Source organism: Tenacibaculum jejuense, from assembly GCF_900198195.1.
Lineage (GTDB): Bacteria > Bacteroidota > Bacteroidia > Flavobacteriales > Flavobacteriaceae > Polaribacter > Polaribacter jejuensis.
The window spans coordinates 1,404,850-1,428,429 of the sequence record NZ_LT899436.1 but is presented as its reverse complement, the minus strand read 5'-3'; the positions used below and the strand labels follow the sequence as shown (position 1 = coordinate 1,428,429).

Annotated in this window: 21 protein-coding genes; 11 read left to right on the top strand and 10 right to left on the bottom strand. The window is 29.9% G+C overall.

Features of this window, described 5'->3' with window-relative positions; translation table 11 throughout:
* Positions 1 to 70: 70 nt before the first annotated feature.
* On the top strand, positions 71 to 1,801 hold the full coding sequence (locus tag AQ1685_RS06505; RefSeq protein WP_095070511.1) for a sodium:solute symporter family protein: 1,731 nt from the start codon (positions 71 to 73) through the stop codon (positions 1,799 to 1,801).
* Here the strand turns inward: AQ1685_RS06505 and AQ1685_RS06500 are convergent.
* Positions 1,790 to 3,133: a tetratricopeptide repeat protein gene (locus AQ1685_RS06500; protein ID WP_231970256.1), complete on the bottom strand. Its 1,344-nt coding sequence runs from the start codon at positions 3,131 to 3,133 to the stop codon at positions 1,790 to 1,792. The genes AQ1685_RS06505 and AQ1685_RS06500 overlap by 12 nt on opposite strands.
* A 236-nt stretch (positions 3,134 to 3,369) precedes the next feature.
* Between AQ1685_RS06500 and AQ1685_RS06495 the strand changes: the two genes are divergently transcribed.
* From AQ1685_RS06495 to AQ1685_RS06485, 3 genes are all read left to right on the top strand, one after another.
* A complete protein-coding gene (locus tag AQ1685_RS06495; protein WP_095070507.1) occupies positions 3,370 to 3,711 on the top strand; it encodes a DUF2853 family protein in 342 nt (113 codons plus the stop codon).
* A gap of 86 nt (positions 3,712 to 3,797) precedes the next feature.
* Positions 3,798 to 5,222 carry an L-serine ammonia-lyase gene (locus AQ1685_RS06490; protein ID WP_095070505.1) on the top strand — a complete coding sequence of 475 codons (1,425 nt, stop codon included), beginning with the start codon at positions 3,798 to 3,800 and terminating at the stop codon, positions 5,220 to 5,222.
* A gap of 207 nt (positions 5,223 to 5,429) precedes the next feature.
* Entirely contained in the window at positions 5,430 to 5,612 is a 183-nt protein-coding gene (locus AQ1685_RS06485) for a hypothetical protein (protein WP_095070503.1), read from the top strand.
* An 86-nt stretch (positions 5,613 to 5,698) separates the two neighbouring features.
* Here AQ1685_RS06485 and yaaA read toward each other — a convergent pair whose 3' ends face one another.
* Positions 5,699 to 6,457, bottom strand: a complete 759-nt coding sequence (gene yaaA / locus AQ1685_RS06480) for a peroxide stress protein YaaA (protein ID WP_095070501.1) — start codon at positions 6,455 to 6,457, stop codon at positions 5,699 to 5,701.
* Between the two features lie 167 nt (positions 6,458 to 6,624).
* Here yaaA and AQ1685_RS06475 point away from each other — a divergent pair, with 167 nt between their 5' ends.
* The gene (locus AQ1685_RS06475) at positions 6,625 to 7,422 is read left to right on the top strand and encodes a hypothetical protein (protein ID WP_095070499.1); all 798 of its coding nucleotides are present in this window, start codon (positions 6,625 to 6,627) and stop codon (positions 7,420 to 7,422) included.
* A 43-nt stretch (positions 7,423 to 7,465) separates the two neighbouring features.
* Here the strand turns inward: AQ1685_RS06475 and AQ1685_RS06470 are convergent, their stop codons facing one another.
* Entirely contained in the window at positions 7,466 to 8,278 is an 813-nt protein-coding gene (locus AQ1685_RS06470; protein WP_095070497.1) for a UbiA prenyltransferase family protein, read from the bottom strand.
* Positions 8,279 to 8,398: 120 nt separating this feature from the next.
* Between AQ1685_RS06470 and gcvP the strand changes: the two genes are divergently transcribed.
* Positions 8,399 to 11,254, top strand: coding sequence for an aminomethyl-transferring glycine dehydrogenase (gene gcvP / locus AQ1685_RS06465; RefSeq protein WP_095070495.1), 2,856 nt, complete (start codon positions 8,399 to 8,401; stop codon positions 11,252 to 11,254).
* Between the two features lie 35 nt (positions 11,255 to 11,289).
* On the opposite strand, the gene AQ1685_RS06460 is transcribed toward gcvP, so the two are convergent.
* Positions 11,290 to 11,964: a pirin family protein gene (locus AQ1685_RS06460; protein ID WP_095070493.1), complete on the bottom strand. Its 675-nt coding sequence runs from the start codon at positions 11,962 to 11,964 to the stop codon at positions 11,290 to 11,292.
* Positions 11,965 to 12,613: 649 nt separating this feature from the next.
* Here AQ1685_RS06460 and AQ1685_RS06455 point away from each other — a divergent pair.
* Both AQ1685_RS06455 and AQ1685_RS06450 read left to right on the top strand, forming a co-directional pair.
* Positions 12,614 to 13,411: an EcsC family protein gene (locus tag AQ1685_RS06455; RefSeq protein ID WP_095070491.1), complete on the top strand. Its 798-nt coding sequence runs from the start codon at positions 12,614 to 12,616 to the stop codon at positions 13,409 to 13,411.
* Between the two features lie 160 nt (positions 13,412 to 13,571).
* Positions 13,572 to 14,219: a DUF6850 family outer membrane beta-barrel protein gene (locus AQ1685_RS06450; protein ID WP_095070489.1), complete on the top strand. Its 648-nt coding sequence runs from the start codon at positions 13,572 to 13,574 to the stop codon at positions 14,217 to 14,219.
* 66 nt (positions 14,220 to 14,285) lie between these two features.
* Here AQ1685_RS06450 and AQ1685_RS06445 read toward each other — a convergent pair whose 3' ends face one another.
* On the bottom strand, positions 14,286 to 14,573 hold the full coding sequence (locus tag AQ1685_RS06445) for a hypothetical protein (protein ID WP_095070487.1): 288 nt from the start codon (positions 14,571 to 14,573) through the stop codon (positions 14,286 to 14,288).
* Between the two features lie 266 nt (positions 14,574 to 14,839).
* Here AQ1685_RS06445 and AQ1685_RS06440 point away from each other — a divergent pair, with 266 nt between their 5' ends.
* Positions 14,840 to 15,073 (top strand): hypothetical protein, encoded by a 234-nt coding sequence (locus tag AQ1685_RS06440; protein WP_095070485.1) that lies wholly within the window; start codon positions 14,840 to 14,842, stop codon positions 15,071 to 15,073.
* Between the two features lie 8 nt (positions 15,074 to 15,081).
* Here the strand turns inward: AQ1685_RS06440 and AQ1685_RS06435 are convergent, their stop codons facing one another.
* The 3 genes from AQ1685_RS06435 to AQ1685_RS06425 form a co-directional block, all read right to left on the bottom strand.
* Positions 15,082 to 16,179 carry a methyltransferase gene (locus tag AQ1685_RS06435; protein ID WP_095070483.1) on the bottom strand — a complete coding sequence of 366 codons (1,098 nt, stop codon included), beginning with the start codon at positions 16,177 to 16,179 and terminating at the stop codon, positions 15,082 to 15,084.
* A gap of 16 nt (positions 16,180 to 16,195) precedes the next feature.
* Positions 16,196 to 17,713, bottom strand: coding sequence for an FMN-binding glutamate synthase family protein (locus AQ1685_RS06430; protein ID WP_095070481.1), 1,518 nt, complete (start codon positions 17,711 to 17,713; stop codon positions 16,196 to 16,198).
* 100 nt (positions 17,714 to 17,813) lie between these two features.
* Positions 17,814 to 18,065, bottom strand: coding sequence for a type B 50S ribosomal protein L31 (locus tag AQ1685_RS06425; RefSeq protein ID WP_095070479.1), 252 nt, complete (start codon positions 18,063 to 18,065; stop codon positions 17,814 to 17,816).
* A 188-nt stretch (positions 18,066 to 18,253) separates the two neighbouring features.
* On the opposite strand from AQ1685_RS06425, the gene AQ1685_RS06420 reads away from it, so the two are divergent.
* Positions 18,254 to 19,309, top strand: coding sequence for a glutaminyl-peptide cyclotransferase (locus AQ1685_RS06420; RefSeq protein ID WP_095070477.1), 1,056 nt, complete (start codon positions 18,254 to 18,256; stop codon positions 19,307 to 19,309).
* Positions 19,310 to 19,313: 4 nt separating this feature from the next.
* Complete coding sequence (locus tag AQ1685_RS06415; RefSeq protein ID WP_095070475.1) at positions 19,314 to 20,828, top strand: hypothetical protein; 1,515 nt, start codon at positions 19,314 to 19,316, stop codon at positions 20,826 to 20,828.
* A 275-nt stretch (positions 20,829 to 21,103) separates the two neighbouring features.
* Here the strand turns inward: AQ1685_RS06415 and AQ1685_RS06410 are convergent, their stop codons facing one another.
* Both AQ1685_RS06410 and AQ1685_RS06405 read right to left on the bottom strand, forming a co-directional pair.
* A complete protein-coding gene (locus tag AQ1685_RS06410) occupies positions 21,104 to 22,108 on the bottom strand; it encodes a hypothetical protein (protein WP_157730134.1) in 1,005 nt (334 codons plus the stop codon).
* A gap of 132 nt (positions 22,109 to 22,240) precedes the next feature.
* On the bottom strand, positions 22,241 to 23,524 hold the full coding sequence (locus AQ1685_RS06405; RefSeq protein ID WP_095070471.1) for a metal-dependent hydrolase family protein: 1,284 nt from the start codon (positions 23,522 to 23,524) through the stop codon (positions 22,241 to 22,243).
* Positions 23,525 to 23,580 lie beyond the last annotated feature (56 nt).

Here is a 23,580-nt window from a genome sequence, read left to right as displayed (position 1 = left end):
TCGTTTTCGATTTTTTACGTATTTCTTCCCTTTTTAAAATAATTATTTACATTAGCATAAACTTACTCAAATGAAGCTCACTTTTCTAGATTATTCAATAATTATAATTTTCTTTTTACTTTCTCTTTACATTGGAATAAGAGCATCTAAATCGGCGAAGAAAAGTAGTGCTGATTTTTTTCTTTCAGGCAGGAACATGCCTTGGTGGCTATTAGGTATTTCTATGGTTGCTACAACTTTTGCTGCTGATACTCCAGGCTTGGTTACTGAGCTTGTAAGAACTCATGGTGTATCTGGAAACTGGGTCTGGTGGGCTTTATTATTAACAGGAATGTTAACCGTATTTTTTTATGCTAAGCTTTGGAGAAAATCTGGAATAACCACAGATTTAGAATTTTACGAATTACGATATTCTGGTAAAACAGCTAGCTTTTTAAGAGGTTTTAGAGCTATTTATTTAGGAGTTATTTTCAATGTTATCACAATGGCTGGAGTGTGTTTGGCTGGAGCAAAAATTGCAACCATTTTACTAGACTTATCACGAACAGAAACATTATTATATTCTTCTATAGTTATTGTTATTTACTCTTCTTTAGGTGGCTTAAAAGGTGTTTTACTAACCGATTTTGTTCAATTTATTATTGCAATGGTTGGTTCTGTTTGGGCAACTATATATATAGTAAATCTTCCTGAGGTTGGTGGAATTCAAGAACTTTTAGCACATACTTCTGTTGAAAGCAAATTAAATTTATTACCTGACTTTTCAAATAAAGAAACTTTAATCACTTTATTTATTATTCCTTTTGCGGTTCAATGGTGGAGTACTTGGTATCCTGGTGCTGAACCTGGAGGCGGCGGATATATCGCACAACGAATGTTAGCTGCAAAAGATGAAAAAAATGCGACTTGGGCTACTTTATTTTTCAATTTTGCACATTACGCAATTAGACCTTGGCCATGGATTTTAGTTGGTTTAGCATCATTAGTTGTTTTTCCTGATTTAGTTAGTATTAACAATACTTTTCCTAATCTAACAGAAGAAATGAGAGGTGACGATGTAGCTTATGCTGCAATGATGACGTATTTGCCTGCTGGTTTATTAGGCTTGGTGTTAACTTCGTTAATTGCTGCTTTTATGAGTACTATTTCTACACAGTTAAACTGGGGAAGTTCTTATGTTGTAAATGATTTTTACAGTCGTTTTATCAATAAGGATGCTTCAGAAAAACAAAAAGTAATTGTAGGTAGAATTTCTACAGTTATATTAATGATTATGGCTGCTTCTTTCTCTTATTTTTTAGAATCAGCCAAAGATGTTTTTGATTTATTATTACAAATCGGAGCAGGAACTGGACTTTTATTCATTTTAAGGTGGTTTTGGCATAGAATAAATCCATATAGCGAAATTGCTGCTATGGCTGTATCTTTTTTAATCGCTATTTTCTTTTTTATAAATAACAAGATGGCGGAACCTCTTATAGAAAAAAATTATTGGCAACTAATTATAGGTGTTTTTCTTACTACTGCAGCATGGATAATTGTTACGTTAACAACTAAACCTACAGATAAAAACACTTTAGATAATTTTAATCAGTTGATTTTTGGTAATGAAAGTAAGTTTAAAAATATTGGCGCTAAAATTGTTGCTTTTTTCTGTAGCATAATAGGAATTTATGGTTTCTTATTTGCTACTGGAAATTGGATTTATGGTAAAACAGGAACTGCTTTGGTGCTTTCTGTGCTAACAATTATATCTGGAATAATTATCCAGCAATTATGGAAAAGAAAACTATTGGAGTAAACTAAAGTTTGTAATAAAACTCTGAGTTTCTTTGTCTTTATAAACAGAAGGAAATAAATCTTTAATCATTTCGTGATGGTCAAAGTCTATTTCTAGTGCTTTTCTTAAATGTAGAAAAGCATATTCATCTTTATGATTTATTTTGAACAAACCAAATAATCTATATTCTATCTCTGCAAAATCTTTGTATACTTTTTTTGCTTTCAAAAGGATATTTAGTGCATCTTCAAATTCTCCTAAAAACAGTAATACATCTGCTAATGCTAGATAAATTTCAATATCAATATCACCTAAATTCACACACATTTGAAAAGCTTTCACTGCTTCTTCATAAAAGTTAAGCTTGATATTTATATCTGCATATTTTCTCCAATAAACAGGATTTGAATCATCAATTTGTAACGCTTTGTTAATGTAGTAAACTGCTTTATTATAATTTCCTTCAGAGTAATAAATATTAGTTAATAACAACCAGCCTCTATCTAATAAAGGATCTTCATAAACAGCTTTTTTGTAGTAACTAATTGCTGTTTCTTTATTGTCTAGTTTATTGTAACATTCTCCTATTCTTGTATATGCATATGCTGTAGGATCATCTAGTTCTAGAGTAACTATATAATTTTCAATAGCCTCTTCATAACGTTGCAAATTTTCTAACACTTTTGCCTTTTCTAAATATCCACCAATAAAACTATCATCAATCAAAACTGCATATTCAAATGCCTGTAATGCATCTTCATATTTATTTAATTCATAATACTGTTTACCTAATTGATGCCAAGCGACCTCACTATATGGATTTTTTTCAATGTATGTTCTCAGGTAATTAATTGATTCTTCATAATTCTCTTCCATCTCAAAACAATACACAATATTGTAGAGTGAAGAATAATCTTCGAAGTCTACATCAATACACTTAGCAAAATTGAATCTTGCATTTTCATAATCATCTAAATACAAATATTCCATTCCTATCATAGCCCAAACATCTATAGGATCTTGAACAAACTCTAACGATTGTTTTAAAATCTCAATAGCTTCTTTATGTTTTTTATGCTTTGATAAGATTGTTGCTTTCTGAATAAAAACCTCGTCGTTGTGAGGTTCTATAGCTTCGATATCGGATAGCAAATTGACTGCTTTTTCAATTTCATTATCAAATATCAAGATTTCTACTCTTAATAATTTTAAATTAATTGATTCAGGGTGCTGTTCTAATCCTAACTGTAGAGCTTTCTTTGCTAAAGAATGTTTCCCAATATTTAAATAATGTTCCACTATATTTTCAAACTCAGAAGTATCGAAAAAGTATACTTCATTGGTTTTTAACATAGATTCAAATTTGGATAACGACATTAGTTATAAAATTGATATAATATAAAGCTACTACAAGATCATCTTCTTTTTACCTGTAGCCTTGTTTAGTTTTCAACAAAATAATTAACAAAAACACTCAATAAAATAAGGACAAGTCTTTTTCTCCGCCAACTATTTCAATTTGATTTACCTAATTATTTTTCTATATTTGGAATGATGTTGAAAAACAAAATAACTAATATTAAAAAATTATGAGCAAATTTGACGAAAAAGTGGAACTGTACACGAAATTTATGAATGATAAAAACTTAAGTTTTGATGCAGATTTATTAACCGCTGTTACCAAAGGTTTAGGACCTTCTATTTACAAAAGAGACGCTGAAACTGTTTCTGGTTCTGATCCTAAAGAACTTGAAACTGTTAAAAAGAACTTTTTAATAAAAAAATTAGGTTTAGCTGATGGTTCTGAGTTAGATGATGCAATCGCTGAGGTTGTAGAACAAATTGGTAAGTCAGAAAGAAATAAATATCGTGCAGTAGTTTACTACCTTTTAACTAAAAAGTTTGGTAAAGAGTCTGTATACGGAATGTAATTTTTACGTTTCTTTAACTTATAGAAAAACCTGTATTGAAATTCAATACAGGTTTTTTATTTTTGTTTTACAAACAACTGAAACTTATGTCACAATTCATTAGCGTTTTTGATATGCTAAAAGTAGGTGTAGGACCTTCGAGTTCACATACTTTAGGCCCATGGAGAGCTGCTCAACAATGGATTCAAAAAATAAAAAAAGAACAATTATTTGATGAAGTTCATTCCATTAAAGTTGATTTATACGGTTCATTATCATTAACAGGTAAAGGTCATGCCACAGATTTAGCTATTTTACTAGGTTTAAGTGGAACTGATCCTGAATTTATACCAATAGCATCAATTGATGCTATCATTCAAAAGATAAAAGATACTAATACTCTTTTTTTTAATCTTGAGAAAGAAATCGATTTCGTAAATGAAAGTATCGAATTTCACAGACAATTTTTGCCTTTTCATTCAAATGGATTAACATTCAAAGCCTTCAATGAAAAAAAAGAAGAAATTTCATTTGAAACTTATTATTCAATTGGTGGCGGTTTTGTAATACAAGAGGAAACAAATGAAATAGCTTCTGAAAATAACGAAATCTCTTTTCCTTATCCGATTAGTAAAGCTGTAGATTTAGATAAATATTGTAAAGAACAAGAAAAATCTATCTCTGAAATAGTACGAGCTAACGAAATTGTTTTACGTTCTGAACATGAAGTAAATGCTAAACTTGATACTATTTGGGATACCATGCTTGAATGTATGTATATTGGTTGTCATACTGAAGGAATTTTACCTGGAGGTCTTAATGTAAAGCGAAGAGCGTTTACTACACATGAAAAATTAATTAAAGGCAGTAAATACAATAACAAAGAAGAATGGATCTCTGCTATTCGAAATACTGAAGTTAAATTCAGGGAAATTTTAAAATGGGTAAGTTGTTTAGCATTGTCTGTTAATGAAGTAAATGCTTCTTTAGGACGTGTAGTAACGGCTCCAACTAATGGAAGTGCTGGAGTTATTCCTGCAGTACTTATGTATTATATGGTTATTGAAAACCATGATGCTACTATTGATCATGTTCGAAGATTTTTATTAGTTGCTGGAGAAATAGGAAGTATATTTAAGAAAAATGCAACTATTTCTGCTGCTATGGGAGGTTGTCAAGCTGAAATTGGAGTTTCCTCAGCCATGGCTGCAGCTGCCTTAACTGAATTACTTGGAGGTACACCTTCACAATGTTTAGAAGCTTCTGAAATAGCCATGGAACATCATCTAGGCTTAACATGCGATCCTATTGGTGGATTAGTACAAATTCCATGTATTGAAAGAAATGCAATGGGAGCTATAAAAGCAATTAATGCTGCAGAATTAGCTTTGGAAGGAAATCCGGAAGATGCGATTGTTCCTTTAGACAAGGTTATAGAAACGATGTGGGAAACGGCAAAAGACATGAATAAAAATTATAAAGAAACTTCTGAAGGTGGATTGGCCATTACTGTTGGTTTAGCAGACTGTTAATAAGAATTTCTTTACACATATATTATTTAGATAGCCTACAATCTTTTCTTTGTAGGCTATTTAGTTTCCTAACTATTCTTCCAACTCTTATAATGAAAAATAACTAACGAATATAAACTGTTAACTATCGATTATAGATTCTACATTAACAACAAAACTTACTTTATTTAGCTTTAGAGTAATATCAATAAATTAAATTTTTAAATTATGAAAAAAACACTCTCAAACTTAGGAAAAGAATTAAGTAAACAAGATCAACAATCTATTAATGGAGGTATTTTTAGTTTTGGATGTAGTAATGTTTGTAAAACTGCTAAACGAGGAACAAGATGCTTTCAAGATGGGTACTTAGCTGCTTGTGATGGAAGAGGTGGTTTTGTTTACTATTAAACTTTAGCAACTAATTAGATACAACATTATACTTTTTAGAAAGGTATCATGTTGTATCTTTTTATATAAATGAACTACAAGCAATATTATCTAACAAAAACCAATTCATTTTCTTTAGACATTTCTTCAGAAAACCCATAACCTTCTACATTAAATCCTTTAAGTTCTGCTATAGTTTCTACATCATTATCTATGATATAACGTACCATTAAACCTCTAGCTTTTTTAGCAAAAGTCATGATCGTTTTGTATTGCCCATTTTTAAAGTCTTTGAAAACAGGAGTAATCATTGGAACTTTCAATGTTTTTTTAGGTAAAGCTTTAAAATATTCGGCACTAGCAAGATTAACTAATAACTCTCCATCTTCAAGTTCTTCATTTAAAGAATTGGCAAGAGTATCTCCCCAAAACTGATATAAATTTTCTTTTCGTCCTACTTTTAATTTAGTACCCATTTCAAGTCGATATGGCTGTATTAAATCCAATGGCTTTAATAATCCGTATAAACCCGATAAAATTCTAAGCTTGTTTTGCATCTCAGGAATTTTAGCCTCACTTAAAGTATTTACATCTATACCTCTATAAACTTCACCTGTAAAACTAAATACAGCTTGCTTCGCATTATTTAAATCAAATGGTAAAGTCCAAGCTTGGTTTCTCTCATAATTTAAAGCGCTTAAATCATCAGATATTTTCATTAATTCTGATAATTTCTTTCTAGATAATGTCTTTAATTTTTTGTTTAGTTTTTCAGATTCATTTAAAAAATTAGAGGTAGAAAAATTTTCAGTTGTAGCTTTAGTTTCAAAATCTAAAGACTTCGCTGGTGAAATAATTATTTTCATGATTGCTTTAATTTTATTCGAAAAAGTAAAAATACAATCCTTTTGTTGATAAAACAATCTGCTAAATTACATTCCAGTTAATTTTAATTTTTGATTAAAAAGTATTGACTTTTTTAAAATTTGTATATATTTGCCCATCAATTAATTAATCAATAAAAACTTAAATTATGAGGGGGATATTTTATGTTTTTATATCTGCATTGTTATTATCTATAACTGGATGTAACAACAATGAAGATGTAAACGAACTTCCACAAGAGTCAAATTTACAAGAAACAACATTATTAGAAAGAACAGCTATTGAAATAGGCAATCAAGGCTTAACTGATGATGTACAGCAAACAATTGCTGAGGAACAAGGTCTAATTCTAGAACAAGATGAGTCTTTTATAGAAAGAAGAGAAAATGTTTTAGGTACTGATCAAATCGGAGAACTACAAAATGTAGTTACTGAAGTACAAGTAGAATTACCTGAAGAGATTAAATTAGCATCTAGAACAGCAGTTCCTGTTGGACCTGGAGGTAGATTTAACAAAACTGCTGATATTATTATCGGAAGAAATTATAAAGCAGGTAAGCTAACTATAACTTCAGATAGAGTTAACTTAATTGTTAAGTACGAAGCAAATCATTGCTGGTCTATTTGGGCTACAAATCTTTATGTTGGTGATAAAAGAGGAATTCCTTTAACAAGAAATGGATATCCTAACTATTATCAATTCCCATACAGAGATTATCACAAAAGAGTTAAAGAATTTACATACGAAATTCCACTTTCTGACTTAAGAGGTGTGGACTGTATTACTGTTGCGGCTCATTCTTTCCTTGGAATTTATTCAAGAAGAAGTAGAAGATGTTGGATTTTCTCAGCATGGGGAGATGGTGAACGCTTCGAAAACACAAGATGTCCTGCTACTTACATCCCACTTTGTGAGAGCACTGAACCACCAGTGGACACAAAATAAAAAATATTCTTTTGAAGAAAGCTCTGATTATTCAGAGCTTTTTTTATTTCATTAAACTCAATAATAAGAACCAAAAAATAGGAATGCCTTCTATCCAAAAAGAAGCGTAATATTTAGATTGTTTTGTCTTAGCTTTTTGTAAGAACAATAACAAAGTAAAGAATACGATCATAAATCCAAATTTTAAACTTGAATTTGGAGTTATAAAAAACTCAATCACAACAGTGATTAGCAATAGAATCGACCCGAACTTTTTAGCACGCTCCACTCCTATTATTTGTGGTATAGTTTGTAAATATTTTTTATCATATCGCATATCGCGAATATCAAAAGGTAATGTTAACACGACCACAAATAAAAAACGTTGTACACTAAAAAGTACTTCATGTACACCTAACTTATATTTGCTTGCTAAAGGAATTAGTGCAGTAACTCCAGACCATACTAATGCTATAACAAAAATTTTTAACGTTCCTATATTTCTTAGATTTTTAGTTACTCCTTTCAAAACAGGAACAGCATAAAAAAAAGTCAATAATGAAAAAGGAATAAAGTACAGCAGAACTTTTATGTTTAATAAAGTCAAATAAAAACACATCATTAAAAAACACAAAAGAGAAAATATCTGAATTAATCTCAAGTTTTTTGTCAAACTCATGTGATGTAATTTTGCAATACCAGCATACTTAACAAAATTATATCCTGTTATAGTTCCGTAGAAAATAAAATAATTTAAAGTTTCATTGTAGGGTAAATCAAAGTAAAACTCTGTAATTCTAAGTAATGCATAAACCGATAAAGCTACATGTAAACTCGAATTGATATAAAAATCAAAAATTATCTTCAAATATTTCACAGCGTAAATGTAATTATTTGTTTAGAACTATTATGGATAGTTAAAAACTTGTTAGCTAAGATTTAAAAGATTTTCAATAAATGGTTATTTTTGCACATCAAAATTAACAACACAACAATAATGAATACAAATTTATTTCAATTACGACATATTGGGCCTAGAGATCATGAAAAGGATATTATGTTGAAAGCAATTGGTGTAGATAGTATTGACCAATTAATTTACGAAACTATACCAGACGATATTCGTTTGCAAAATGAATTAGATTTGCCTGAAGCATTAAGTGAGTATGAATATTTACAACACATAAATGAGTTAGGTGCTAAAAACAAAATTTTCAAGAGTTATATTGGTCTTGGGTATCATGAAGCGATTACCCCAAGTGTAATTCAAAGAAATATTTTAGAAAACCCAGGATGGTATACAGCTTATACTCCTTACCAAGCAGAAATTGCTCAAGGTAGATTAGAAGCTTTGTTAAATTATCAAACTATGGTTTGTGATTTAACAGGAATGGAGTTAGCGAATGCGTCTTTATTAGATGAAGGTACAGCTGCTGCTGAAGCAATGGCTTTATTGTTTGATGTTAGAGAAAGAGCGAAAAAGAAAGCTGGTGCTAACAAATTCTTTGTTTCTGAAGAAATTTTACCACAAACATTATCGGTTTTAAAAACACGTGCTATTCCTATCGGAATAGAGTTAGTAATAGGTAATCATGAAAAATTCGATTTTTCTGATGATTTTTATGGTGCTATTCTTCAATACCCTGGAAAAAATGGTAGTGTAGTTGATTATTCTACTTTTGTAGCTAAAGCAAACGAGAATAATATTAAAGTTGCTGTAGCTGCAGATATTCTATCTCTTGCAGTTTTAAAAGCTCCAGGAGAATTTGGAGTTGATGTTGTCGTTGGAACTACACAAAGATTCGGTATTCCATTAGGATATGGAGGACCACATGCTGGGTATTTTGCTACTAAAGAAGCTTACAAACGTAGTATTCCAGGGCGTATTATTGGAGTTACAAAAGATAAAGATGGTGAGCCAGCTTTAAGAATGGCTTTACAAACTAGAGAGCAACACATAAAACGTGAAAGAGCAACTTCTAATATTTGTACAGCTCAAGTTTTATTGGCTGTTATGGCCGGAATGTATGCTGTTTATCATGGTAAAGAAGGAATTCAATTTATTGCAAATAGAGTTCATTCGGCTTCACAAACTTTAGCTGCTGCATTAAATCGCTTAGGATTTAAACAAAAAAACACAGCATATTTTGATACTATTTTGGTTGAAGTTGAGGCTGAAAAATTGAGAGCTACAGCAGAAGCTAACCAAGTTAACTTTAATTATGTTGATAAAAATCATGTTGCTATTTCTTTAAACGAAACTGTAGGTTTAAAAGAAATTAATGCAATTGTTGATTGTTTTGAGCAAGCTTTTAACATTCAAGATATTACAATTACGGAGTTTATTTCAGAAAATATTCTTCCAGAAAATATAAAAAGAAATACATCTTTCTTAGATCACGAAGTATTTAACACATATCATTCAGAAACTGATATGATGCGTTACATCAAGAAATTAGAAAGAAAAGATTTAGCTTTAAACCACTCGATGATTTCTTTAGGTTCATGTACAATGAAGCTTAATGCTGCTTCTGAAATGTTGCCTTTAAGTAATCCTCAATGGGGAAATATTCATCCTTTTGTTCCTTTAAATCAAGCAGAAGGTTATCAAATCGTGTTAAAAAACCTAGAACAACAATTAAACGTGGTTACTGGTTTTGCTGGAACATCATTACAACCTAACTCAGGAGCTCAAGGAGAATTTGCGGGGTTAATGGTTATTAGAGCTTATCACGAAGCAAACGGAGATACGCATAGAAATATCTGTTTAATTCCATCTTCTGCACACGGTACAAATCCAGCTTCTGCTGTTATGGCAGGAATGAAAGTAGTTGTTACTAAGACAGATGAAAAAGGAAATATAGATGTTGAAGATTTAAGAGCTAAAGCCGAATTACACAAAGATAACTTAGCTGCTTTGATGGTAACTTACCCTTCTACACATGGTGTATTTGAAAAAGCTATTAAAGAAATTACTTCTATAGTTCACGATAATGGCGGACAAGTATATATGGATGGTGCAAATATGAATGCACAGGTAGGATTAACAAATCCTGCAACTATTGGTGCTGATGTTTGTCACTTAAATTTACATAAAACTTTTGCTATTCCACATGGTGGTGGCGGACCTGGTGTTGGGCCAATTTGTGTAGCTCCACAACTTGTTCCATTTTTACCAACTAATCCTGTAATTACAACAGGTGGAGGGAATCCAATTACAGCAATTTCTGCTGCTCCTTGGGGATCTGCACTAGCTTGTTTGATTTCTTATGGATACATTACAATGTTAGGTTCAAAAGGTTTAACTGACTCTACTAAAATTGCAATCTTAAATGCAAATTATATGAAAGAGCGTTTACAACAACATTTCCAAACATTATACACTGGTGAAATGGGACGTGCTGCTCATGAGATGATTTTAGATTGTAGAGAATTTAAGCAAAAAGGAATCGAAGTAGTTGATATCGCTAAACGTTTAATGGATTACGGATTCCATGCTCCAACTGTTTCTTTCCCTGTGGCAGGTACAATTATGGTAGAACCTACAGAAAGTGAAAGTTTAGTTGAATTAGATCGTTTTTGTGATGCTTTAATTTCTATTAGAAAGGAAATAGATGCTACTTCTAAAGAAGATGAAAACAATGTATTAAAAAACGCTCCTCATACATTAGCTATGCTTACTAATGATGACTGGAGTTTCCCATATTCAAGACAAGAAGCTGCTTATCCTTTAGAATATATTATGGATAATAAATTTTGGCCATCTGTTAGAAGAGTTGATGACGCTTATGGAGACAGAAACTTAATTTGTTCATGTAACCCTATAGAAGATTATATGGAAGCCGAAGCATAAAATCAAAAAGCCTTGCTAGTTTAGCAAGGCTTTTTTTATTCTTTTACATAAACACTAATCAATATGCTTTCTTTATTACAATGAATGATATCTTTATCAAGATTCAACATTATTCCTTCTGATATATCTTCTTCATCTACTCTAACATTTCCAGTAACTACATAAACTAAACTTTCCTCTTTAGCTATATAAAGTTCGCCTTCAGATAAATAAACAACATCTATATGAGTAGAGTTTCTATCTCTAACTCCATACACATTTGTAATCAACCCCTTCTCTGCTCTATGAACTCTAAAACTTGATTTTTGCTCTATTTGTTCTGGTAACAACCAAAGTTGTAACATTCGAGTTGTTATACTTCCTTTATTTATTTCATTATGAAGAAAACCTTCTTTTCCAGATTTTTGTACTTGAAAATCTAAAGATTTTAAACTTATTCCATGTTTTAATGAACCTTCATGATCTAATCTTCCCTCAACTATAAAAGTTAAAACATCTATATATTGATGAGGATGTAAACCTGTCTCCACTCCTTCCTTAAACCAACTATCAGCAAAATACACAAGATTTCCTATACCTTCCCAAGTTCCTTTCTTTACTCCAGATTTAGGTCCAAACTTAGAATTAACAATTAACCGCTTCTGTAAAATACCATGAAAACCTCCTGTTTCAATAGTATTTCTATCTAATAATTGTAATGTATTCCCCATTATTTAACTATTTCTATAGGCTAATAGTCAAATCTTTGAAAGATTAATTACATTCATGAATGTTAAAATTTTTAAAAAAGAAACCGCAACTCAGAAGTTCTAAAATTATTGAGTTGCGGCAAAAATTGAACTGTTAGCTATAACACTACGATTTACCCCAAAAATGATTCGTGTTATATGAAGTTTTCAATTTTTTAGCTAAGTAATTTCTTGAATCAAACCAACCCTTAAGATTTAAATTCATGTAGCTTTTTAAAAAGTTTATCCTTAATAAACCCAAACTGTATAATCATAAATAATTGAAAGCTAAATAGCAATTACTTTCATAGCTGATATAAAAGTATTAATTCAATTCTTATTAGCATGTTAATGCATTACTAAAATTATCTTAATTTATAGTAGTTATCCATTAATAAAAAAGGAAACGATTTTATAAAATAAAATCATTTCCTTTTCCCAAGTGTTAATAATCTGTAATAATCCCTATTTAAATTTACACAAACAATAAAAACAACTCATTAATTTACAGATAAATACCTGAAAAAGCTTAGTTCAAATTAACATATGTTAAGATGAATGTTTTTTTATAATAATTCTATCAATTAAAAAGAATAAAATACTTTAGTATATTTATGTATATATAAATTGTATGAATAAACTAGAAAAAAATATTTCTGAAGAAGATCTTCAAAATTTAATTATTGCTAAGCGCTTATTAGAAAATCCTGGAATAGCAATAAAGCTCAGTAATATTATTGGTAATCCTATTCAAAAAGGATTAGATGCTTTACCAAAAAATTGGAATAGTAAATTAAACAATATTACCAAAACATCTCTTTTAAAAGCTGCTGAAGCTGCAATTTTCACAATTAAAGAAGAAAGTACAGATAAATCTTACGATTTAATGCATAAAGTAGCAGTTGGAGCTACGGGCACTATTGGAGGTTTATTTGGTTTGACTGGATTAGCTGTAGAGCTTCCTTTAACAACAACTATAATATTAAGATCTATAGCAGACATTGCTCGCTCAAATGGAGAACCTATAAAAGAAACTGATACTAAATTAGCTTGCTTAGAAGTCTTTGCTTTGGGCGGTAATAGTATTGAAGATGATAATGTAGAATCTAGTTATTATGCAACTAGAGCATTTCTTTCAAATTCTATAGTACAAACTAATAAATTTGTTGCTGAACATGGTGTTTTTCATGAAGGAACTACTGTATTTTTAAATATAATAGGTAAAATAGCAGAACGCTTTGGTATACAAGTAACTGAAAAAACAATTGCGCAATCTGTTCCAGTAATTGGTGCAGCAGGAGGCGCTTTAATAAATACTTTGTTTATTACACACTTTCAAGAAATGGCTAAAGGTCATTTTACAGTTAGGAAATTAGAACGTAAATATGGAAAAGAGTTGATAGAACAACTCTATAAACTTCATAAATAGTTTCGTTAAATTTTTATTTCTTAATATAAATTAAGATAAAAATCTAATTAACTAGCTTTTTTTATAACCGCACTAACTTTTTATTAACGCAATATTGGGATAAAAACAATACCTAAAGGATAGTTTTGAAATTAATAAAAACCAATAAAATTTATTAATTATGAAAAAACTACTATTCTTAAAACTCTTCATTTGCATTTTTGCTATGAATGCACAGGACAATGAGGGGAAACTTGCTATTGAAAAAGGAACATGGAATATTGGAGGACGATTTGCTATAAGCTCTAATAATAATACTAACACCGCAACTCCTAATGCCGAAGCCAATAATTTTGGTTTTAGTATAACACCTAGCGCTGCTTATTTTTTACATAACAACGTCTCAATAGGTCTAGCTCTAGGATACGGGTATTTTGAAAGTGAAAATATTTCTGGAACAAATGAAAGTCTCAATTTTAGAAATCAATATTCTATTGCTCCTACAATAAAAAAATTATTTCCTGTAAGTAAAAATTTTGCTTTCTCGTTACAAGGTGAATTAGGTTATAGTTATTCTGAAAGTAAAGCTTCAGCTTCTTCTTTAAAATTCAAAGAAAATAGTTATTCAATATCAATAAGACCTGGTATTGATTTTTTTGTTACCAAAAAATTAGCTTTACAAGCGAATATAGGTGCCTTACAATATTTAAATATCAATCGTAAAGCTGAAGATTCATCAAATGTAAATTTAAGTGAAGGCAATTCACAAAACTTTGATTTCAACTTAAATTCATCAACAATTTTATTTGGATTATCCTATTATTTATAATCAAAGTAAAAAACCCAATAAGGATTTCTTATTGGGTTTTCATTAATTCAAATAATTTTCTTCTTTTCAAGCCACACTAATAATTCTCTGTAATGGTATTAAAGTAGATTTTTTAAGAATTACAGCTTTATCTGTAACTCCCCAAACTGTGGTTTCTACTCTTTTGTACCCATCTTGATCTACAAAAACAATTTTTACTTTTTGTCGCTCTAGATTTCCAAGTGATAGCGCTCTGTTTAATTCTATCTTTCTATTAATTTGCTCATTTCGTTGCGCTAAAACTTCTGTTTTTGGGAACTTAAAATACTTTATTTGTTCTTTCTCAACATTTTGTACACTATTGTTTAATTTCATAAGGGATAGGGATTAAAATTAATTATAGAATAAAGTGTTAACAAACACGTTATTGCAATATAAGATTATTATTTTACATTTTTACAATAGAGTAGTCATAAAAAAAACAGTTAACTAACAAAACACCTTAATTATTTAGATAAATTTAACAAAAAGCATTTTTGATTAAAGTTTTAATAAAATAGATTTAAAACATCTTTCGCGAGAAGTAGACACAACCTTGAATGTCTTAAAAATCAAGGATTTTAAATTTAAATTATTTAATTATGAAAAAACAAATTTTAAATCTAGGTAAAGCTTTAAATAAAGCTGAACAAAAAGAAGTTAATGGAGGAATGTTAAGTCCAATAGTACAGTTATGCTTTGGTAGTGGAACTGGTGGAGTAAGTTCTGAAGGATACTCTGCAGCGTGTATTGGTAAACCGGTAGGAACTAAATGTACTATAAATGGTTATTTAGCTGCTTGTTCTAATAAAAAAGGTGGTTTTTGGTTCTACTAAAAAACCTATTATTTTGAACAGGATATAATTTCAAACTTTTTATTGGAGTTGACTACAGTTACTTCAGTAAAAAGTTTTTTCAAATGCACTTTATAATTCAAATGCTTGTTTGCTACTAAAACAAAACGACCTCGATCTTTTAAACAATCTTTAACTTGAGAAAATAAATTTAAACTGACTTCTATATTATTCTCATATTCAAAATGAAAAGGAGGATTACTCACCGCTAAATCAAAGTTATTTTTCTTTAATGTGAGTAAATTATTGTCACAAATAAATGTTGACTTTTCTTCTGGTAAATTAAATTTAGACGATGCTATGGCTAAATTAAAATCGTCAATAAGTGTAGGCTCGCAATTCTCATTCAACTTTAATAATTCACGAGCTATAATTCCATTTCCTGAAGCCACATCTAAAACCTTGATTTCATCTTTTGTAACTTCTAAATTCTCCAATAGAAACTGTGTTCCTATATCTATACTTTTAGATGAAAAAACACCATAATATTGATCTAATACCTCTCCTTTCCAAGAAACTTGATTGATAAACTTTTTTTCATTTATCAGTTCTTTTTTTGGTTTTTTTAAAATTAATAATCTAGCTTTTTTCCATGCTTTAGTCTGCTGAATGTCGCTAAAATAATTTTCAGCAATTTTAAGATAAGAAGCACTAAAATATTTGGTCATAAAACAACACACAACCTCTGTATTTTCTTTCGATGCTTTATGAATTTTAGCCAAAAAAAGTTCAAACAACTCCAGAGATTTAGGTATTTTAACCAAAGCACAATCTATAGTCCCGTATTCATCTAATGGATGAATAAATGATGAATCATCTACAACTATTCTATTAAACTGTAAATTCTTTTGAATAGCTTTTTTCTGGCTAGCGTAAGTCCAAATTGTTTTTACAGGTTTATTTTTTAGCAAACAATTCCAAACCCCAAAACGATCATTAAAGAGATGATAATGACTAAATTTTGCGTCCTCTAGATAATTTAAGGCTAAAAGCTCTGCGTTACTCCAAGCTTTTAAAGAATTATCTTTTGTATCTGGATACCTTTCTAAATGATATATCGTATTATTAAATTCTAAAGTTGTTTCCAAAAATATATTTGTAATACTAGTTTTCTGAAAAATAAATTTGCTCTAAAGAGGTTAAATCACCTGCCTTATTTCTCCTAAAAACATCTTTGGAAGTAATGTCATTAATAGAAGATTTCCCCATAGCAGAAACTAACTCCTTTAATGCTAAAATGGTCTTTGCATGATAATTTTTTACTCTTACATTTTTATCTTCTACAACCAAAGCTTCAACTAAATCTTCATCTTGAGTTGCTACACCAACAGGACAAGTATCTAAGTTACATTCACGAGCTTGAATACAACCTAAACTCAACATAAAACTTCTAGCCATTCCGATAGCATCTGCTCCTAAAGCTTTAAACTTTACAATATCGAAAGCGTCAATAGCTTTTCCGCTAGCTATAATTTTAATTTGATCTTTCAACTTATATTTAATCAGCATTTTGTTCACAAAAGCAAGTCCTTCTAACAATGGTGTTCCCACATAATTAGAAAATTCTAATGGTGCAGATCCCGTTCCTCCTTCTCCTCCATCTACAGCTATAAAATCTGGATAATTATTTGCATCAGCAAAAGCTTTTATCATTTGTTCTATTTCTTCATTATTTCCAACACAAAATTTAATACCAATAGGCTTCCCGTTACTTAACTCACGTACTTTTTGTAAAAAAGTAATCATTTCATTAAAGTTAGAAAAAGAAGAATGTGAAGGTGGAGAGTCTACTCTAGTGAAAGGCTCAACTGAACGTATTTTAGCAATCTCCTCTGTATTCTTTTTTGCTGGTAAAATTCCACCGTGACCGGGTTTTGCACCTTGAGATAATTTAATCTCAATCATTTTTACCTCTGGTCTTATTGCATTTTCTCTAAATATTTCATCATCAAAATAACGCTTACCGTCAATTGTTTTACCTGCTCCAAAATAACCTGTACCTACTTGAAAAATTAAATCTCCTCCTTGCAAGTGGTAAGGAGAAATTCCTCCTTCACCAGTATTATGAGCGAACGCTCCCATTTTAGCTCCTTGATTTAAAGCTTTAATTGCATTTTTACTTAAAGAACCGAATGACATTGCAGAAATATTTATGATAGAACTTTCATATTTCTGAGAGCATTTATCTGAACCAAAAACAATATTTTCTCCTTCTACTTTGTGGTGATCTGTAGGAAATAAAGAATGTTTTACAAATTCGTATCCTTTTTCATACACATTATGTTGTGTACCAAAAGGAACTGTTTCAACTTCTTTTTTAGCTCTTTGATACACAATACTTCTTTTCTCTCTATTGATTGGCGTACCATTTAAATCGTCTTCTATAAAATACTGTTGAATTTTCTCTCGTTCTTCTTCAAAAAACCAACGTAGTCTGGCTACAATTGGAAATGCTCTCATTAAAGAATGATTCTTTTGAATAAAAGCATCATAAAATGCGAGTAAAGTAATAGCTGACGCTATAGTTAATAAGATATAATTCCCAAGATCTGGAACAAAATATACTAATACTCCACATAATAAATTAATTATGATAACTACTGCTAAAATAGTATCTCTCATTTTATTGAATTTTGTTGGTTTATAGGCTAAGATACAAGATTTATACAATAAAAAAAGCACTAACAATGTTAGCGCTTTCCTATTTTTATGTTTGAAAAGTTTATTTCTTAAACTTCGCGTATTTGTTCTTGAACTTATCAATACGTCCTGCAGTATCTACTAACTTAGACTTACCTGTGTAAAATGGGTGAGATGTTCTAGAAATTTCCAATTTAACTAATGGATATTCAACTCCATCTACATCAAGAGTTTCTTTTGTGTTAGCAGTAGACCTTGTTAAAAATACATCTCCGTTAGACATATCTTTGAAAGCCACCATTCTATAATTTTCTGGGTGTATACCTTTTTTCATCTTTAAAACTTTTAATTTAGTGTGAATTTGTTTAAAATTGGTAAAGCTTTAAACGCCTTCAAGTAAAATCAAAAACCTGCAATGGCTATTTGAGGGTGCAAATTTAACCCTTTTTTTTAAATTCCAAACAAATAAATTGTTTTATTTGTAATATAAATAAAGAACTAATATACTCAACCCAATATTATATGAAAATCTCATGTTTTTCTGGTATTTTAATCGCTTTAGCTTTCACCTTAACTTCTTGTAGTGAAAACAATTATAAGTTTAAACTACAAAATAAAAAGAAAGTAGCTTTAGGAGAAAAAGTTCAGATAGATTTTAATGAATTAAATGGAAAAAAAGCAGATAGTGTAAAACTATACCTAGGAAAAAAACAATTAACTTTAAATGAAAACAAGACAACAGTGAATACTGCTGATTTTGGAATAGGAAAACATCCTATCACTGCGCTTGCTTTTGTTCCTGGAAAAGTTAAAAAAATACGCTCTTCTGTAGAAATATATTCTAACGTAACTCCAAAGGTTTACAGCTACAGAATTGTAAATACATTTCCTCATGATAAAACTTCATACACTCAAGGTTTAGAATATCATAATGGTCATTTATATGAAACTACAGGACGAAAAGGTAAATCTAGATTACGTAAATTAGATATTGAGACAGGTAAAGTTCTTCAACAATATGACTTAAGTGATAAATATTTTGGAGAAGGTATGACTATTTTTAATAATGAAATTTTCTGGTTAACCTGGCAAGCAAGAAAGGGGTTTGTTTTTGATTTAGAAACATTCAAACTTAAAAAAGAATTTCCTTATGAGAATAGTTTTGAAGGTTGGGGATTGTCTCATACAAACTCTGAGTTAATCAAAACAGATGGAACTAACAAAATTTGGTTTTTAGATCCAGCTACTCAAAAAGAAAAAAGAAGTATACAAGTTTATGCATTAAAGAAACCTATAGATAAACTTAATGAGATAGAATATATTGACGGAAAAATTTATTCTAATTATTGGAAAACTGGTAAAGAAATAAAGCCTACTATAGCTATTATTAATGCAGAAAGTGGAATAGTTGAAGCTTTAGTAGATATGAAAAGCTTAAGACAAACCATTTTAAAAGAACAAAAATTAGAATCTGACGATGTATTAAATGGTATAGCTTACGATACTAAAAACAATCGTTTATTCGTTACAGGTAAACATTGGGGTAAATTATTTGAAATTGAAATTTTAAAAGAGTAAAACTATGACCAAGCTTATACAAACTGTATTAATTATCGCACTTATAACTATTGTTAGTTCTTGTAGAAAAGATTTTAGCACAGTGCCTAGCTTTGGTAGTTTAGAATTCTCTAGAGATACAGTTTTTTTAGATACAATTTTTACTAACATTGGATCTGCTACTTATAACTTAAGAGTTTACAATAGAAGTGATAAAGCTATTACTGTTCCTGATATCCGACTGGAAAATGGAGCCACTTCTAATTATAGATTAAATGTAGATGGTGTTCCTGGAAAAATGTTTCAAGATGTGGAGATTTTAGCAAAGGATAGCATTTTTATTTTTGTAGAAACTACAATAGACTTTAATGCTGTTCCTGATCCTTTGTATACTGATAAAATTCTCTTTGATAATGGTACGAATCAACAAGATGTAGATCTCGTAACCTTGGTTCAAGATGCTACATTTATTTTCCCAGATAGAGACCCAATATCTATGGTTATTGATAATCTTTCTTTGGATGGAGAATTAACTTCTATACAAGGTAGATTTTTAGAAGACAGTGAACTTACTTTTACCAAAGACAGACCTTATGTAATTTATGGTTATGCTGCAGTTCCTGCTAATAGAACTCTAACAATTGAAGCAGGAGCTAGAATTCATTTTCATGATAACTCAGGGTTAATTATAGATAAAGATGCAACATTAAAAGTTGAAGGAACTTTAGATGAAAAAGTTGTTTTTGAAGGAGATAGACTTGAAAATTCTTTTAGTCGTGTATCTGGACAATGGGGAACAATATGGATGCGAGCAGGAAGTAAAGACAACGAAGTAAATCATGCTCAGATCAAAAATGGTGTTATTGGTATTTTAGTAGATAGTATAGGTTCTAACTCTGCTCCTACTTTACGTTTAACCAACACAGAAATATACAATCAAACAAGTTTTGGAATATTAGGCAGACAAGCAAATATTGTTGGTGAAAATGTAGTGATAGGAAATGCTGGTCAAGCTTCTTTTGCAGGAACTGTTGGTGGAGCTTATAACTTTACCCACTCCACTTTTGCTAATTACTGGAATAGAAGTTTACGTTCTTTGCCAGCCGTATTGGTTAATAATTTTTTCACTTTTCAAGATGAAAATGGTCAAGAAATCATAGAAACAAGAGATTTAACAGCTGCGAACTTCACCAACTGTATTATAACTGGAAATAATAATATTGAGTTTATTCTAGATCGTGTACAAAGTGGAAGTGCTTTCAATTACTCAGTTCAAAACTGTTTAATTCAGTTTGATGATTTCAATAATAATTTTCAAAACAATAATGAATTAAACTTTAGCGATACTTCTCGCTATTTGAATATAATTTTAAATGGTAATCCTGATTTTAAAGATATTAGTCTTGAAGAATTCATTATAGGTAGCAATAGTGATGCTATTAATAGTGCTATTGCAACTCCAGTAACTTTAGATATTTTAGGTGTTAATAGAGCTTCAAACCCTGATTTAGGCGCTTATCAGCATATAACTTTCAACTAAACTAAATTTCGTGTTGATCTAAGGAAAATCTACCATTCATCGAAATAAAAACAAATCATTTAAGCTTTGAGCTATCTTTATATCAAAGTTTGTTTCATTATAAATTATTTATAGTAGTTAATTTGGTTTGTTAAGAAGAACTATTTATTACTGAAAAGAAGATGAATAGTTCTTTTTTATTTAAAAAAAGATAATAATTACAGAAGATATATAATCGGTTTACAGTTTCGGGGGGAATATGTAAACAAATAAAAAGAAGCCTTTAAGGCTTCTTTTTATTTGTTTATAAGATTTTGAACTCTCTCAATAAAAGTTACTTTATCATCTACTATAAGAGCTAAACTGTTACACTTCTTCTTTACTCCATAAAAATAATTATAACTGATTTCTTCCTTAAAATCTATAATTATATTGGCTCCTGTAAACGAGCCAATAAAAGATAAGTGATCAATATTTTCAGTATTGTAAGAAGCTGAACGCACACTTTTTATAGTTCTAAAATCAACCTCTACTTTTCCTAAAAAACCAAATCTTAGATATAATTTTTGATTTTCCTCATCTACAACGATTCTTCTACTTCTTATAGATTTTAAAATAGCTACTACCTGTATAAAGGTATAAATACTAAAACCACTAAAAATCCAAGCTGTAACTATACTCCATTCCGCTACTAACACATGCAATACAAACGTTTCAATTACAATCACTAGTAAAATTCCAAGTAATATACCTGTGTAAGTTCCTTCTTTATGATATGTAAATTCATTATTTCTAACAGTTGTAGATTTCCATTTGAAAAAAGCATAATAAAAAACTGTTATTTCTGTAGCTAAAAAGGAAGCTATTTTACTAGGAAAAATTTCTAAACTTGCTGTATGAATTGTCTCAAAAAAATCATGATTCTGTGTGTTGTTATTTTTATATCCTTGATATAATTTTCTAACTTTTAATAATATAGTAGAAAAAACTACTAACTCAAGAATTGGAATTATATATAATTTCGCTAACTCTAGTATGCCTTGATTTTCAATTGGAATTAAAAAACTAGAAAACAAAACACCTAAAATAAAAACAGAAACTACAGTGAATTTATGAATGTCTTTTTTTCGAATTAGCAAAAAATAAACTACGGGAATAGTAAATAAAAAGTCTATTATAAAATACGGAGCTATTTCTGGATTGGATTGAAAATTTAAGCTGAGTATGATTAATGATATCAATAATAATAGTGGTATAAAGATAAAATTATATCTACTTAAAAATGGGGTGATTTTAATCATAACTAAGTAATTTTTAATTTCACTTTATAAGTCTTTCTTTAGAGGAAATAGTTACATAAAATTTAAATTAATTATATAATAAAAAGGCTTTTACAAAAATGTAAAAGCCTTTTTTATAAACTCTTTTTATGTCTATTCATTCTTATAAACTTCTCCATTTTTCATAACAAAAACAACATTTTCAATTGTTTTTACATTCTTTAATGGATTTTCATTTACAGCGATAATATCAGCAAAGAAACCTTTTTCCACCTGTCCTACCTCACTCTCCATTTTTAAAATTTTTGCATTTGTTATTGTTGCAGATTGTATTGCTTCAATTTCAGGCATTCCTGCTTCAACCATATAACCAAACTCTTTTGCGTTTTTTCCATGCTTGAATACTCCTGCATCTGTTCCAAAAGCAATCCCTACTCCTCTTTTATATGCTTTTGCAAAAGTTCCTTGAATTTGTGGTCCAACTGCCAATGCTTTAGGTACAACAATAGCAGGATAATATCCTTCAATTTTTGCTTTTTCTTCCACTTCTTTACCAGCAGTTATCGTTGGAACTAAATAAGCATTATACTTTTTCATTAAATCCATCGTGGCTTCACTCATGTAAGTTCCATGTTCAATTGTTTTTACACCACCAATTACGGCACGTTGCATTCCTACATCTCCATGAGCATGAGCAGCTACATGCATTCCATAGTCTTTAGCTGTTTCACAAATAGCTTTTACTTCTTCAATGGTAAACTGCGGATTATCTCCACTTTTCGCTACACTTAACACACCTCCTGTAGCCGTAATTTTTATACAATCGGCTCCGTTTTTATAACGTTGACGCACTGCTTTTTTGGCATCATCAACACTATTAACAACGCCTTCTTTCGGTCCAGGATTTCCTATTAAGACTCTTCTACTTCCGTTTGTTGGATCTGCATGTCCGCCAGTAGATGCTATCATCTTACCTGCTGTTATTACTCTTGGACCAGGAATTTTTCCTTTATTAATTGCTTTACGAATAGATATATTAACACCTGTTCCTCCTAAATCTCTTACAGTCGTAAATCCTTTTAATAATGTTGTTTTGGCAAATCCTACAGAATTAAAAGCAATGTCAGCCTCGTCTAAAATATAACGATCTAAACGTGTTGTTGGTCCAAACTCATTTTCTATATGCACATGCATATCAATTAAACCCGGAAGTACATACTTGTTTTTTAAATCAATAGTTTTATCCTTTTTACTTTTTGGTTTGGTGTAACCAGAAACTACATCTACAATTTTATTTTTTTCAATGATAATGGTTTGTTTTGATAATAGTTTACCAGACTTTGTATCTAAAAGGTTTCCACAGAAAATGTATGTTTTTTGAGCAAAAACAGCACTCTGTAAAAACACTAGTACGTACAATAAAAAATATTTTCTCATTAGTATTTAGTTTTTTGGGAGTTAAATAATCAAAGTTATAGTAAAATTCTAAAAGT